Here is a 14737-nt window from a genome sequence, read left to right on the forward strand (position 1 = left end):
TTACCTCGATAGCTGATTGAGTTCTTGAGAGACGAGCGGGGTGCCCGCCAAGGGCAGGCGCAAAGTAAAGCAGGTGCCTTGCCCCAGGGTCGATTGCACTTCCATCTGGCCCTTGTGGTTGTTGGTGATGATGAAATATGACACCGACAGGCCAAGGCCGGTGCCCTGGCCGATTTCCTTGGTGGTGAAGAACGGCTCGAATGTTCGCTTGCGCACGCTCTCGCTCATGCCGATGCCGTTATCCTCGACCTGGATTTCCGCCCAGGGAGGATTCAATCGGGTGCGCAAAATGATCCGCCCCGGCTCCCGGTCGTCTTCGCGTTGGTGAATCGCTTGGGCGGCGTTTTTCAACAGGTTGAGCAGCACTTGCTCCAGTTCGTTGGCGGTGCCGGGTACCGGACCGAGTTGCGGATCGAACTGACGGATGATCGCCTGGCCCTTGAAATCGAAACCGATCGCCAGATCGAAGTCATTTCCGGCAATTTCCACCGCCTGGTCGATCAACGCCGGCAGATCGCACGGCGCCATCTGTCGGGTGCTGCGGCGGCTGAAGCTGAGCATGTGGGTGACGATCTTCGCCGCCCGCGCCCCCGCCTGCTGAATGCCATCGAGCAACTGCGGCACTTCCCGGGCTTGCAGGTATCGGTTGACCGTTTCCAGTTGAACGCCGATTTGCTCGGCCTGTTCAAGGTTTTTCGGCAGCTCGGGGGACAGGCGCCGGCGAATGTTCTGCACGTTGTGCAGGATCGCGCCCAACGGGTTGTTGATCTCATGGGCCATGCCGGCGGCAAGACCGCCAACCGACAGCATTTTTTCCGATTGCACCATCATTTCTTCCAGGGACAAGCGCTGGGTGATGTCGTCGATCCGGATCACCACACCACGCCCGGCACCGCCCATCAGCGGATAGAACGTCAGGGCGTAGTGCCTGGGCTCGTCGTCCTTGAGCCAGGTCACGCGCTCGATCTTGGCCACCGTATGCTGTTCGACGGTTTGCTTGAGCTGCGGCAGAAACTGCTTGAGCGGCTCGAAGGCGAGGAAGATCGGTTGGTTCAAGGCCTCGTCCAGGCGCGTGCCGGACAGGGCACTGGCCTCCTGATTCCACTGGGTGACATAGAGCTGTTCGTCGAGGGCAATCAATGCCGAGGGCATGGAGTCGATAATACTGTTGAGGTAGTTCTGGAACCCGGTGAGCTTCTTTTCGATCTTGCTGCGCACCTGAACTTCCAGTTCCAGCTTGCGATTGGTATGGCGGGTTTCTTCGGCCAGGCCCTGGGCCTGGTCATAAGCGGCCTGGGAATCATCCCGCGCCCGTTTGAGTTGCTGTTCCCGGGCTTCGATGCGCGAGAGCATGGTATTGAACGCCTCGGCAAGGCTGCCGATTTCGTCATGGTTGCCGCGAGAGGCGCGCAGGGCGTAGTTCTCCTCCCGGGTCACTTGTCGGGACAATTCTTCCAGCTGATGGATCGGCCGGGTGATCAACCGTTTGATCTGCCGGGCAATCATCAGCCACAACAGCACACTGAAGATCAGGATCCCGAGGCTGGCGGTCAGGGTGCCGGTGTAGAACGCCATCGGCAATTCGCTGCTGGCCACCAACAGCAGGTGCCCTGGCGCAGTGCCCGGGCGGGGGAGGGTGATCACTTGATTGCTGCGAAACTCGGTGGCCTGCCAGGATTCGATGTGCCGGTAACGCTCCGGCAGCTTCAGATTTTCGCCATGCTGCAGTTGCGCCAGTCGCTCGCCCTTGCCGTCATAAAGGGCCGCCGCGCGCAGGGGGGAATAGCTGTTGAGTTCGTTGAGCAGGCGCTCGGCGCTTTGCGGCGACTTCAGGGCGTCGGACACCAGGCTCGGGTTGGACACCAGGCGACCGATGGTCTGCAGCGCCTGGGGCGCCATGCTTTCCTGGGAAATGTAGTACGCGGCGCTGATAAACGTCAGGTTGGCGACCAGCAGGACGGTGGTCAATAGCACCAGCAGGGCGGCCAGCAGTTTCTGGCCGACTGGAAGGTTTTCGAGGCGCTGGCGCAATGGCATCAGGTTCATCACTGATCAGGAACAAGTGGCCAGCGTAGCCGCTGCTCAGTCGCCGGGCAATCCAAGGCTATGCAGATGGGTCATCAACCGTTGCTGGAGTTGATTGAGGTGCGGCAGGTTCAGCTGGTGCCGGGAAGCCACTTTGCACGCATGACCCAACAGGTAACTGATTTCGGTCCGGCGCCGGTGGCTGACGTCCTGGTACATCGACGAATAATTGGCGGCGGTGGCGTGGATCACCCGTTCGACTTCCGATTGCAGGTCTTCGGCGGCCGCCGGTTGTCCGCAACGTTCGAGCAGTTCCGTCAGCTCGCCGCAGAGCGTGGCGACTTCGCAATGATGGTCCTGCAGTCCGCCGTTGCGACAATCATGGAGCACGGTCAAGGGATTGATTGCACAGTTGAGCGCCAGTTTTCGCCACAGCCTGGTCAGGATGTCGGTGCTCCATTCGTGGGGAATGCCCGCGGCGTCCAGATCGTCCAGCCAGATCGGCGCCACCGGATGACCGGCGTCCCCCAGCCAGGTGTAACCGTGTCCGGCAAATACCACACGCCAGTCGCCATCGCGAAAGGCCCCTTCGGTGCTGGAAGCGCAAATGCATCGCGCTTGCGGCACCTGTGCCGCGACGGCATCCTGACTGCCAAGACCATTCTGCAGCAGAATCAACTCGGCGCCGGGGGCCAGGCGCGGCGCCACCCGGGCCACGGCTTGCTCGGCGTCGTAGGCTTTGCAAGCCACCAGCAGCCGATGGATCGGCTCGCCGCTGTCGGGCGTCTCGGCGGGTACGCGATAGCATTGGGCTTCGCCGTGTTCGACCAGGGTCAAGCCGCCTGCCGAGGCATAGTCTTCAAGGCGCGCGGCGTCGCGCACAATCAACCGAACCGGTACCTCGGCTCGCGCCAGGCGGGTAGCCCACAAGGTGCCAAGGCTGCCGGCGCCCAGAACATGCCAGGTGGTGGACATCAGCTTTTTGCTCTGTTTAAGGCGCGCATGGGAGGCTCGCAGTGAATGATGGGAAAGACCCGTTATAATCAGCGCGGATTTTAACCGCAAGCCAGGCGTGCTCCATTGTGATCGAGCACGCCCTTTTATTGGAGAGATTACATGCCGTCGTTCGACGTGGTATCCGAACTGGACAAACACGAAGTCACCAACGCGGTCGAGAACGCCGTCAAGGAACTCGATCGTCGTTATGACCTGAAAGGCAAAGGCAGCTTCGAGTTCAAGGAAAAGGACCTGACGGTCAACCTGACCGCCGAGGCCGATTTCCAGCTTGAAGCGATGATTGAGATCCTCAAACTGGCACTGGTCAAGCGCAAAATCGACGTGCAGTGCCTTGAAGTCAAGGATGCCTACGCCTCCGGCAAGCTGATGAAACAGGAAGCGGTCCTCAAGGAAGGCATCGACAAAGAACTGGCGAAGAAGATTGTCGCTCACGTCAAGGACGCCAAGCTCAAGGTCCAGGCTGCGATTCAGGGCGAGCAGGTGCGCATCACCGGCAAGAAGCGTGACGACCTGCAGGAAGCCATCGCCGCCCTCCGTGCCAAAACGTTCGACATGCCGCTGCAGTTCAACAACTTCCGCGACTGACCTTGAAGCGGGAACCTCTCGGCGTTTTCGGCGTCCGAGCCCAACGGCAGAAACGATTGAGCCGTAAAGGCGCGTCTTTTCTGCCGCTCATTTTTCGCGTGCCGGGTAGCCGGGGATCAGGAGAAAGAACATGGATTTGAATGCTGAAGTGGACAATCTGGTCAAGGCATCCCAAGCCTGGATTCCGATGATCATGGAATATGGCAGTCGTGTACTGCTGGCAATCATCACCCTGGCCATCGGCTGGTGGCTGATCAACAAAGTGACGCAAAAGCTCGGCGGACTGCTGGCGCTGCGCAACGCCGACCTGGCGCTGCAAGGCTTCATCAGCAGTCTGGCGAACATTATTCTCAAGGTGCTGCTGATTGTCAGCGTGGCTTCGATGATCGGCGTGGAAACCACCTCGTTCGTTGCCGCCATCGGTGCGGCCGGTCTGGCCATCGGCCTGGCGTTGCAGGGCAGCCTGGCGAACTTCGCCGGCGGCGTGCTGATTCTGTTGTTCCGTCCGTTCCGCATTGGCGACTGGATCGAAGCCCAGGGCGTGGCCGGCACCGTCGACAGCATCCAGATTTTCCATACCGTGCTGCGCACCGGCGATAACAAAACCATCATCGTCCCTAACGGCAATCTGTCGAACGGCATCATCACCAACACTAATCGTCAGCCGACCCGCAAGGTGGTGTTTGATGTGGGCGTGGATTACGAAGCGGATTTGCAAAAGGCCCGTGAAGTACTGCTGGAACTGGCGAAGGACCCGCGTGTATTGGCCGAACCTGCTCCGGAAGCCGTGATTTCCACTCTGGGCGACAGTTCGATCACTGTTTCCCTGCGTGTATGGGTGAAAACTGCCGATTATTGGAGTGTGATGTTCATGTTCAATGAACAATCGCGTGATCGTCTGAAAACAGCCGGGATCGATATTCCGTTTCCACAGCGGGTTATTCGAGTCGTTCAGGACTCCGCAACCGCGTAAATGATCGGTTCAGTTCGTGTTTGACCTGTCGGTCAGCAGCGTGCACAGGAATCTGATTCGTTAAGCGCAATGCAGTCGTCATAAAAAAGGCCCATCCGAAGATGGGCCTTTTTTTATTGCCGCAAACTAACTGCTTTCGATTACAAGATCGACAGCGGGTAGTCGACGATCAGACGGAACTCGTCGATATCGCCTTCGCCCTGGTCAGTATTGGCGCGGTGCCATGCCTGACGGATACGGAAGGACAGATCTTTGGCCGGGCCAGTCTGTACTACGTATTTGGCTTCAACGTTGGTTTCGTGGTGCTTGCCATCTTCGCCATACAGACCGGTGTAGGCGCTGTTGGTCGGAGTGTTGGAGCCGTCGATATCCCAGCCTTTCACGTAACGGGTCATGAAGCTCAGGCCCGGAACGCCGTACTCGGCCATCTTCAGGTCATAACGAACTTGTGCAGATTTTTCGTTCGGACCGTTGAAGTCGGAGTACTGGATGGAGTTGGCGAGGAAGATCGAGTCGCCGCCGCGGTTGTTCTTGCCCACGCCGATGTAGTCGAACGGGGTGTCGCCGTTGACTTTCTGGAAGCCGAGGGTAAGGGTGTGCGCTTTCAGGAAGGAGTAAGCGGCTGCCAGCGAGAACGTGGTGTTGCTGATGTCGCCCGCCTCAGCGCTGCCGGTGTCGTCGGTGCGGTAGATGTTACCGTCCAGGTTGATCGACTGATCTTCACCCATCGGGATGGTGTAGTTCAGGTTGGCGTAGTACTGGTCCCAGATGTCTTCCAGCTTGGCGCCGTACAGCGATGCGCTCAGGCTTTCAGTGATGCCGTACTTGCCACCGAAATAATCGATAGTGTTGGCTTCAACGCCAGCGTAGTTAGCCCACAGACCGCCTTCGCTGGAGTTTTTGTCCTGGCTGCTCGCCGAGTAGAAGTGGCCGGCTTCGAGGTCAAGGTCTTTGACTTCGCTGCTCTGCAGTTGGAAACCGGTAGCAGTTTGCGGAAGGATACGGGAGCCGCCAACAGCGAATACCGGCGCGGTGCTCGGCTGCATTTCACCGAATTTCAGTTCGGTTTTGGAAACGCGAACTTTGACTGCGCCGCCTGCCTTGCCCTGGCTGTCATTGTTTTCGCCAGCAGCGTTAGTGCTCAGGTTGCCCGAACCGGAGTGCTCGTCGGTACCGTCCAGTTTGATCGCCAGGTAACCGAAGGCGTCAACACCAAAACCAACGGTGCCTTGGGTGTAACCGGAGCTGAATACACCGTGGAAACCCTGGGTCCAGTCTTTATCGTCGACTGCGCCATCTTTCTTGTTACGGTTGAAATAGTAGTTGCGAAGCAGCAAGTCGAATTTTGCGTCTTCAACAAAACCTTTGGCTTCGGCCTGGTCGCCTACGAAAGGTGCGGCCGTTGCCAATTGAGTACCGGCTGCTGCTGCAACTGCCAGTGCGATCATGCTCCACTTCATCACGCGCATCGTGATTTGCTCCTTTGGTTTTAGAAGAGTACTGCCGTCCCACCTGTTTTATTATCTGGGCGGCTCTTTCTTTTTGTGTCGGCGCAAACTTATATCACGCCGACCATGTTGGCGATACTTGCGAACCTCACCTTTCAGCTTCTTTACGGCCCTGTCGCAAATGACTTGGTAGATGTCGCAAATTTACAGCCCCGACGCAAGTGGATTGACAACTTCAGCGTCGTTTTTCCGGGCTTGAGTATCGGTAAAAAGAGTCCCTGGTGAAACGTTTGAATCTCCATCGGGCAGCCCTGCCGCTGTTTTTATGTGCCTTGAAGGCTTCCGCTTCCAGCGGACGCTTCAAGGCGATGTGGGTGTGAATGCAACAAGCGTGCACAAATCAGAAATCTATTGCGATATTTTTCTGAAGGCCTGCCTGTCGCGGTAAAAACCTCATGAAACCTGGGGTTCAAGCCTGTTTAGTCGAGTCTTGACGTCATGGTTCGCATGGTGTTGCGTCACCTTGGCCGACTGCGTGAAGCCAAAAGCGTTACCGGTCCACCCCCTCAGTGAGTAAACGGCGGATGCCCGTCGCACTGAGCGTAGACGCACTGTGCGTTTTTAGTGCAAAAAATCTTCTTGCTGTACTGATTTCACACAGTGCCGGCCTCACGGAAATTTGAACACATCCTTGTTAATCAGTCATTTCGGCGCTTTTCTTCCTGACTTGGTTCTATGTTGGTGCGGCGTGATGAGAAATGTCCCAGGATGGATCTCTTGCTCATGCACCGGGCTCGCTTTGGCGGGGGTTGGGCGTGAAGCGCGCGCCGATCGCAGGTATGCTGCCGTCCTGTCGCTTGGTGTGTCGTCTCCCGGGGCGGGCGCTAAGCTGAAAATGAATGACCAGGTGGGAGTGTGCGCGATGTTCGCTTTAGATCCACGACTTCAACAAGACTCGCTACCGATCGGGGATTTCCCACTCTGCCGGTTGCTGTTGTCCAACGATTCGAACTATCCCTGGTTCATCCTGGTGCCACGCCGCGAGGATATCAGCGAGATATTTCAGTTGGATGTCGCAGATCAACAGCAGCTGTGGCAGGAAACGACCGCGCTGGCGGAAACGCTCAAGGACTCGTTCGACGCGGACAAATTGAACGTCGCGGCCTTGGGTAACGTCGTCAGTCAGTTGCACATGCATGTGATCGTGCGCAAGCGTGAGGACGCGGCGTGGCCAGCCCCGGTCTGGGGCAGGCACCCGGCGGTACCTTATAGTGCAGAGCAGGTCGCAGTCATTCGTGAACGGCTGCGTCTGGTGTTAACCGATGATTTCACGTTTTTGGAGGGCTGAAACATGAGCCTGGAAGCACGCGTTACCGATCTGGAAAGCCAGATGGCGTTTCAGGATGACACCATCCAGGCATTAAATGATGTGCTGGCGGTACAGCAGCGGGTGGTTGAGCGCCTGCAATTGCAGATGGAGGCATTGCTCAAGCGCCAGGAGGAAATGGTCGGCCAGTTCGAATCCTTCGAAGAAGAAGCGCCGCCACCGCACTATTGAACCCGCGGGGCTCAATGGGCGCTTAATAAAAAACCGCGAACAGCCAGGCTGTTCGCGGTTTTTTTTCAGCCTTGCATCAGCGTCGCGGCAAAGCGGCGATCACGTCTTCGGCTTGCAGGCCCTTGTCACGATTCATGACAGAGAACTCAACGCGCTGGCCTTCGACCAGGACACGATGGCCTTCGCCCCGAATGGCCCGGAAATGCACGAAAATATCATCGCCGGAGTCACGGGAAATAAAGCCGAAGCCTTTGGAGGTGTTGAACCACTTGACGGTGCCCGTATCGCGGTTGCTCATGTCATAGCTTGGCGACGCGGCGGCCGGTGACGATTTGTAGAAACTGATGGCCAGGTGCAAAAGAACGGCGAGCAGCGCAGCGATCAGGCTGAACAGTACGGCAGGTTGACCGGCGATGACTGGCATCTTCGCGATCAGCGTCAGGGTTTGCAAGACAACAGCCAGGACCAGCAGGGCGCTGACCAGGTTTTGCAATTGGTGACGCGCACCTTTGTTCCAGTAGGGAATGACAGGTGCGAGGGTGAGATTGAGCAGGCCGAAAAAGGCCAGGTACAGCGCATCGGGTTGTTGCAGGTAAGGAACAGCCTCAGGTTGCAGGCTAGGGAAGAAGGACAGCAGCAGGGCTGCTGCGCCCATTAGCAGGTGGACGATTTTCAACATTTTGATTGACTCACGTTAAGACGGATCACAAGGAAGAGCTGACAGGGCACGGTTCGCTTCAGAACAATAAGAGGCGTTGGACACGTATCCGTTATCAGCCTATGCGCGGCACCCGGAAAAATAGAGGCCGACGACACACTGCCTATTTAACAGCAAAGCTGCAGGCTACTCAAATCAAGGAGTCCAGTGGTCCATCGGGGACGATTTGTTGCCGCTTGCCAGGGCATCCAGAGCTGCGGTGCGGCAACAGGCTTGCTGGAGTGATGCGGCACCTGTCGGAGGAGTCTCATCACCTTTAGGGAAGATACATGGCAATCGATGTCGGACAGGGTGTCGCTCGCGCTTGAACGAAAGGGTGCCAGGTAATGTGGGAAAATGTTCTGACAAGGACGATCTCCATGATCTGTCTTCAGCTGTTGGCTTATCCTACGTTGATGGTCATAAAGTCATCTGGAGATAACTTTGCGCCTGCGTTTTTATAAGTCTCGCAACAGGGCTCTTATAAAGACCAGGCATGGCAAAGGAGTGTCAACGGTATGGTTAATGACGGCAGGCTAAGCGAAGTAAAGGGTGGTCTACCCAAGGATATAAGGGTCGATCCATTTGTCAGCGAGTTCGACATGGGACTGGCCCAGCCATTATCCCGGTCAGTGCGTTTGAATGGTTTTGCGACCTGTTTGCGGCTTGAACAGGTCTATTGGGATATCTTGGGCGAAATGGCCAGGGTCAATCGTTGCTCGATCAGTGCGCTGCTGTCTCACGTGGACCGTCAAGTGCATTTGCGACACGGCGGGGTGAAGAATTTCAGTGCACTGGTACGGGTGGTCTGTGTGGTGCACAGCCTGAAGGATGGGAATTGCCCGGCCACGGCCTAGGGATGGCGACGGAATGCGTCGAGTGTCGATCTGTGCAGTCTTACGGCTGCACAGGCTGCATTTAATGGATATAATCCCGCTCTTTGCCGCAAAACCCAGTGTGTGCGGTAGCAATCTGATCGCCGAGACAACCCCATGCCAATGTACGACTATCAATGTGCTTCCTGTGGTCATCAGTTGGAAGCCATTCAAAAGATCAGCGCGGAACCGCTGGTCGACTGCCCTGCCTGCCAGGCGCCAGAGCTTAAGAAGATGCTGTCCATGCCGGGCTTCCGCCTCAGCGGCACCGGCTGGTACGAAACCGATTTCAAGACCGGTTCGAAGAAGAACCTGGCCGGCGGCGACAAAGCTGACTAGGGTTCGGGATCTGAGTTGAACGACTACGCGTGAGTTCTTGCATGATCCGGCGCCTTTCACAGGGCAAGGATACGGGCAAGGTCTCCAAACGAATTTCGAATTACGAGAAGTGAAACCACTACCATGATGCGCAGCCATTATTGCGGCCAACTGAACGAAAGCCTGGAAGGCCAGGAAATTACCCTTTGCGGATGGGTTCACCGTCGCCGTGACCACGGTGGGGTGATTTTCCTCGATATCCGTGATCGTGACGGTCTGGCCCAGGTGGTGTTCGACCCGGACCGCGCTGAAACCTTCGCCGCCGCCGATCGCGTGCGCAGCGAGTACGTGGTCAAGGTCACCGGCAAGGTACGCCTGCGTCCGGCCGGTGCCGGCAACGCCAACATGGCGTCGGGCATGATCGAAGTGCTGGGCTACGAGCTGGAAGTACTCAACGAGGCGGAAACCCCGCCGTTCCCGCTCAACGAGTTCTCCGACGTCGGTGAAGAAACCCGCCTGCGTTATCGCTTCATCGACCTGCGTCGTCCGGAAATGCTCGAGAAGCTGCGCCTGCGTTCGCGCATGACCACCAGCATCCGTCGCTACCTGGACGAGAACGGCTTCCTCGACGTCGAGACGCCGATCCTGACCCGCGCCACGCCGGAAGGTGCTCGCGATTACCTGGTGCCGAGCCGTACCCATGCCGGTTCGTTCTTCGCCTTGCCGCAATCGCCTCAGCTGTTCAAGCAACTGCTGATGGTGGCGGGCTTCGACCGCTACTACCAGATCGCCAAGTGCTTCCGCGACGAAGACCTGCGTGCCGACCGTCAGCCTGAATTCACCCAGATCGACATCGAAACCAGCTTCCTCGATGAAAAAGACATCATCGGCCTTACCGAAGGCATGATCCGCAACCTGTTCAAGGAAGTGCTGAACGTGGAATTCGCCGAATTCCCGCACATGACCTGGGACGAGGCCATGCGTCGTTACGGTTCCGACAAACCGGACCTGCGTATCCCGCTGGAACTGGTCGATGTTGCCGACCAACTCAAGGAAGTTGAATTCAAGGTCTTCTCCGGCCCGGCCAACGACCCGAAAAGCCGCGTAGCCGCACTGCGCGTACCGGGCGGGGCGAGCATGCCGCGCAGCAAGATCGACGACTACACCAAGTTCGTCGGCATCTACGGTGCCAAGGGCCTGGCGTACATCAAGGTCAACGAGCGCGCCAAAGGCGTCGAAGGCCTGCAATCGCCGATCGTCAAGAACATCCCGGAAGCGGCCCTGAACACGATTCTCGATCGCGTTGGCGCGGTTGACGGCGACATCGTGTTCTTCGGTGCCGACAAAGCCAAGATCGTCAGCGAAGCCCTGGGCGCGCTGCGGATCAAGGTCGGTCACGACCTGAATCTGCTGACCTGCGAGTGGGCCCCGATGTGGGTGGTCGACTTCCCGATGTTCGAAGAGAACGACGACGGCAGCTTCACTGCATTGCACCACCCGTTCACCGCGCCGAAGTGCACGCCGGAAGAACTGGAAGCCAACCCGGCGACCGCGTTGTCCCGTGCCTACGACATGGTGCTGAACGGCACCGAGCTGGGTGGCGGTTCGATCCGTATCCATCGCAAGGAAATGCAGCAGTCGGTATTCCGTCTGCTGGGTATCAGCGAAGCGGAACAGGAAGAGAAATTCGGCTTCCTGCTCGATGCCCTGAAATACGGCGCGCCGCCGCACGGTGGCCTGGCCTTCGGTCTGGACCGTCTGGTGATGCTGATGACCGGCGCCCAGTCGATCCGTGAAGTGATCGCTTTCCCGAAAACCCAGAGCGCGGCTTGCGTCATGACTCAGGCTCCGGGTGCGGTCGATGCCAAGGCATTGCGCGAACTGCACATTCGTCTGCGCGAAACGCCTAAAGCCGAGTAAGGCTGACCATGCGGGCGCATCGTCGGATGCGCCCGTTTTTTATAAGCAGGTCGAGATTTTTGTTTGCCGGCTGGCGCGTCATGGCGCGGCGGGCAATGTTTCAAAGAGAATTCGGAGCGAGTTATGGCGGGTCATTCCAAGTGGGCGAACATCAAGCACCGCAAAGAACGTCAGGATGCCAAGAAGGGCAAGATTTTCACCAAGTGGATTCGTGAACTGACGGTAGCTGCCCGTCAGGGCGGCGGCGATCCGGGTTCCAACCCGCGTTTGCGTCTGGCGCTGGACAAGGCGTTGGGTGCGAACATGAGCCGCGACATCATCGACCGCGCGGTTGCTCGCGGTGCCGGTGCTGCCGACACCGACGATATGGTCGAACTGACCTACGAAGGCTACGGCCCGGGCGGTGTGGCGGTGATGGTCGAGTGCATGACCGACAACCGCAACCGTACCGCAGCCGCGGTTCGCCATGCGTTCAGCAAGTGCGGCGGCAACCTCGGTACCGACGGTTCGGTGGCTTACCTGTTCGAGCGCAAGGGCCAGATCTCCTTCGCGCCGGGTGTCGATGAAGACTCGCTGATCGAAGCGGCCATGGAAGCCGATGCCGACGACGTCGTCACCCATGAAGACGGGTCCATCGACGTGTTCACCTCGTTCGCCGGATTCTACGCGGTGCGTAACGCCCTGGAGGCCGCCGGTTTCAAAGGAGATGACGCGGAAATCGTCATGCTGCCGACCACCAGTGCCGAACTGGACCTGGAGGGCGCCGAGAAGGTGCTCAAGCTGATCGACATGCTTGAAGACCTGGATGATGTGCAGAACGTTTATTCCAACGCGGACATCCCTGAATCGGTCGCCGCACAGCTCGGTTGATATGCCCCCCCTGCAGGAGCGAGCTTGCTCGCGAAAAACCTGAGAGCGACGCGCTGATTCAGGTGAACCGCGTTATCGTTAACGTCCATCGCGAGCAAGCTCGCTCCTACATTTAAAGCCTGCAGGCGTTATGACTTTAATTCTTGGTATCGACCCCGGTTCGCGCATCACCGGGTATGGCGTGGTATCTGATACCGGCCGTGGTTGCGTGTACGTGGCATCCGGCTGCATCCGCACCGGTTCCGGCGAGCTGCACGAACGCCTGCAAATCGTCTATCGCAGCGTGCGCGAAGTCATCCAGACCTATGGCCCGGTGACCATGGGCATCGAAAAGGTGTTCATGGCCCGCAACGCCGACTCGGCGTTGAAGCTCGGCCAGGCACGCGGCGCAGCGATCGTTGCCGGCGCCGAAGAAAACCTCGAGATCGCCGAATACACCGCTACCCAGGTCAAACAGGCCGTGACCGGCACCGGCGCTGCCAATAAAGAGCAGGTGCAGATGATGGTCATGCACATGCTGAAGTTGACCAGCAAGCCGCAAATCGATGCCTCGGACGCCCTGGCCATTGCCATTTGCCATGCTCACACCCGTTCCAGCCTGTTGCCTCATGGCTTGGGCGCCGCACGCAGTCGTGGCGGGCGCCTGCGTCTCTGATAGCATCAGCAATCATTTTTATGGAGTGAGGGTTTTGCGCCTGGGTCGTCGGCGCAAAACCCTTGCTCTGTCAGTCGCCAGCACTGATCTGGCCAACGCTCAAGGATCTGAAACGTGATTGGACGCTTGCGCGGCACACTGGCTGAGAAACAGCCGCCGCACCTGATTCTGGATGTAAACGGTCTGGGGTATGAGCTGGAAGTGCCCATGACCACGCTGTATCGCTTGCCGTCGGTCGGTGAACCGCTGACCTTGCACACCCATTTAGTCGTACGCGAAGACGCGCAGTTACTCTATGGCTTCTTCGGCAAGCGTGAGCGAGACTTTTTTCGCGAGTTGATCCGTCTCAATGGTGTAGGCCCGAAACTGGCCCTGGCCCTGATGTCGAGTCTGGAAGTCGACGAACTGGTGCGTTGCGTGCAGTCCCAGGACACCTCGGCCCTGACCAAGGTGCCGGGCGTGGGCAAGAAGACTGCCGAGCGTTTGCTGGTGGAACTCAAGGACCGCTTCAAGGCCTGGGAAACGGTGCCGGCGATGTTCGCCCTGGTGCCCAACCAGCCGGGCGGGCCGGATGTAATGCCGGTCGCTACCGCCGAAAATGACGCGGTCAGCGCGCTGATTTCCCTGGGCTACAAGCCGCAGGAAGCCAGCAAGGCGATTTCCGCGATCAAGGAGAAAGGTTTGAGCAGTGAAGACATGATTCGTCGTGCCCTGAAGGGAATGATTTAAGTGATTGAAGCTGATCGTCTGATCGCCGCCACGGGTGCTCCCCGTGACCGCGAGGAAGTCCAGGACCGGGCCATTCGCCCTGTCAGCCTGGCCGAATACATTGGCCAGCCGACTGTTCGCGAGCAAATGGAGTTGTTCATCCAGGCGGCCCGTGGACGTAAGGAGTCCCTGGACCACACGCTGATTTTCGGCCCGCCGGGCCTGGGTAAAACCACCCTGGCCAACATCATCGCCCAGGAAATGGGGGTGTCGATCAAAAGCACTTCGGGGCCGGTTCTCGAGCGCCCGGGTGACCTGGCTGCGCTGCTGACCAACCTTGAGCCTCACGATGTGCTGTTCATCGACGAAATTCATCGGCTCTCGCCGATCGTTGAAGAAGTGCTGTACCCGGCAATGGAGGATTTCCAGCTCGACATCATGATCGGCGAAGGGCCGGCTGCGCGTTCGATCAAGCTCGATCTGCCACCCTTCACCCTGGTCGGAGCGACCACACGGGCCGGCATGCTGACCAATCCGTTGCGTGACCGTTTCGGTATCGTCCAGCGCCTTGAGTTCTACAACACGGCCGACCTGGCAACGATTGTCAGCCGCTCGGCGACCATCCTGGGCTTGCCGCTGGACCCGGAAGGCGCCTTCGAGATCGCCCGCCGTGCCCGGGGCACCCCGCGGATCGCCAACCGCCTGCTGCGCCGGGTGCGCGACTTTGCCGAGGTCCGCGCCAAGGGCCACATCACCAAGCCGATCGCCGATCTGGCGTTGAACCTGCTGGATGTCGATGAGCGTGGCTTCGATCACCAGGACCGGCGTCTGTTGCTGACCATGATCGAGAAGTTCGATGGCGGTCCGGTCGGGGTGGACAGTCTGGCAGCCGCGATCAGCGAAGAGCGCCACACCATCGAAGACGTGCTGGAGCCCTACCTGATCCAGCAGGGCTACATCATGCGCACGCCGCGGGGGCGGGTGGTGACGCGGCATGCCTATCTGCATTTCGGCTTAAACATTCCGTCACGATTGGGCGAGATGCCCGTGGTAGACGAATTTCTCGATGCCGTGGACGATTAATTAAC

General features: G+C 58.5%; 15 protein-coding genes. 11 read left to right on the top strand and 4 right to left on the bottom strand.

Annotation, left to right across the window (positions count from 1 at the left end; genetic code table 11):
- Both J2W17_RS08040 and J2W17_RS08045 read right to left on the bottom strand, forming a co-directional pair.
- On the bottom strand, positions 1–2037 hold the full coding sequence (locus J2W17_RS08040; RefSeq protein ID WP_307332401.1) for a sensor histidine kinase: 2037 nt from the start codon (positions 2035–2037) through the stop codon (positions 1–3).
- Positions 2038–2082: 45 nt separating this feature from the next.
- Positions 2083–3000, bottom strand: coding sequence for a putative 2-dehydropantoate 2-reductase (locus J2W17_RS08045; RefSeq protein WP_307331918.1), 918 nt, complete (start codon positions 2998–3000; stop codon positions 2083–2085).
- Between the two features lie 141 nt (positions 3001–3141).
- On the opposite strand from J2W17_RS08045, the gene J2W17_RS08050 reads away from it, so the two are divergent.
- Entirely contained in the window at positions 3142–3627 is a 486-nt protein-coding gene (locus tag J2W17_RS08050) for a YajQ family cyclic di-GMP-binding protein (RefSeq protein WP_018926510.1), read from the top strand.
- Positions 3628–3757: 130 nt separating this feature from the next.
- The gene (locus J2W17_RS08055; protein ID WP_307331925.1) at positions 3758–4600 is read left to right on the top strand and encodes a mechanosensitive ion channel family protein; all 843 of its coding nucleotides are present in this window, start codon (positions 3758–3760) and stop codon (positions 4598–4600) included.
- Positions 4601–4740: 140 nt separating this feature from the next.
- On the opposite strand, the gene J2W17_RS08060 is transcribed toward J2W17_RS08055, so the two are convergent.
- Complete coding sequence (locus J2W17_RS08060) at positions 4741–6069, bottom strand: OprD family porin (RefSeq protein ID WP_307331929.1); 1329 nt, start codon at positions 6067–6069, stop codon at positions 4741–4743.
- Between the two features lie 901 nt (positions 6070–6970).
- Here J2W17_RS08060 and J2W17_RS08065 point away from each other — a divergent pair.
- Both J2W17_RS08065 and J2W17_RS08070 read left to right on the top strand, forming a co-directional pair.
- A complete protein-coding gene (locus J2W17_RS08065) occupies positions 6971–7396 on the top strand; it encodes an HIT family protein (protein WP_307331932.1) in 426 nt (141 codons plus the stop codon).
- 3 nt (positions 7397–7399) lie between these two features.
- On the top strand, positions 7400–7606 hold the full coding sequence (locus J2W17_RS08070; protein WP_307331935.1) for a SlyX family protein: 207 nt from the start codon (positions 7400–7402) through the stop codon (positions 7604–7606).
- A gap of 76 nt (positions 7607–7682) precedes the next feature.
- On the opposite strand, the gene J2W17_RS08075 is transcribed toward J2W17_RS08070, so the two are convergent.
- Positions 7683–8285 carry a cold-shock protein gene (locus J2W17_RS08075; RefSeq protein WP_307331938.1) on the bottom strand — a complete coding sequence of 201 codons (603 nt, stop codon included), beginning with the start codon at positions 8283–8285 and terminating at the stop codon, positions 7683–7685.
- A 536-nt stretch (positions 8286–8821) separates the two neighbouring features.
- Between J2W17_RS08075 and J2W17_RS08080 the strand changes: the two genes are divergently transcribed.
- The 7 genes from J2W17_RS08080 (at position 8822) to ruvB (ending at position 14732) form a co-directional block, all read left to right on the top strand.
- On the top strand, positions 8822–9160 hold the full coding sequence (locus J2W17_RS08080; protein ID WP_307331941.1) for a ribbon-helix-helix domain-containing protein: 339 nt from the start codon (positions 8822–8824) through the stop codon (positions 9158–9160).
- A gap of 135 nt (positions 9161–9295) precedes the next feature.
- Positions 9296–9517: an FmdB family zinc ribbon protein gene (locus tag J2W17_RS08085; RefSeq protein ID WP_307331943.1), complete on the top strand. Its 222-nt coding sequence runs from the start codon at positions 9296–9298 to the stop codon at positions 9515–9517.
- Between the two features lie 123 nt (positions 9518–9640).
- Positions 9641–11416: an aspartate--tRNA ligase gene (gene aspS, locus J2W17_RS08090; RefSeq protein WP_307331948.1), complete on the top strand. Its 1776-nt coding sequence runs from the start codon at positions 9641–9643 to the stop codon at positions 11414–11416.
- A 123-nt stretch (positions 11417–11539) separates the two neighbouring features.
- Positions 11540–12286 (top strand): YebC/PmpR family DNA-binding transcriptional regulator, encoded by a 747-nt coding sequence (locus J2W17_RS08095; protein WP_307331952.1) that lies wholly within the window; start codon positions 11540–11542, stop codon positions 12284–12286.
- Between the two features lie 130 nt (positions 12287–12416).
- On the top strand, positions 12417–12941 hold the full coding sequence (ruvC, locus tag J2W17_RS08100) for a crossover junction endodeoxyribonuclease RuvC (RefSeq protein WP_064679389.1): 525 nt from the start codon (positions 12417–12419) through the stop codon (positions 12939–12941).
- A gap of 114 nt (positions 12942–13055) precedes the next feature.
- On the top strand, positions 13056–13670 hold the full coding sequence (ruvA, locus tag J2W17_RS08105; RefSeq protein WP_307331957.1) for a Holliday junction branch migration protein RuvA: 615 nt from the start codon (positions 13056–13058) through the stop codon (positions 13668–13670).
- Positions 13671–14732, top strand: coding sequence for a Holliday junction branch migration DNA helicase RuvB (ruvB, locus tag J2W17_RS08110; protein WP_154850125.1), 1062 nt, complete (start codon positions 13671–13673; stop codon positions 14730–14732).
- Positions 14733–14737 lie beyond the last annotated feature (5 nt).

The organism is Pseudomonas lini, assembly GCF_030812475.1.
GTDB lineage: Bacteria > Pseudomonadota > Gammaproteobacteria > Pseudomonadales > Pseudomonadaceae > Aquipseudomonas > Aquipseudomonas lini_A.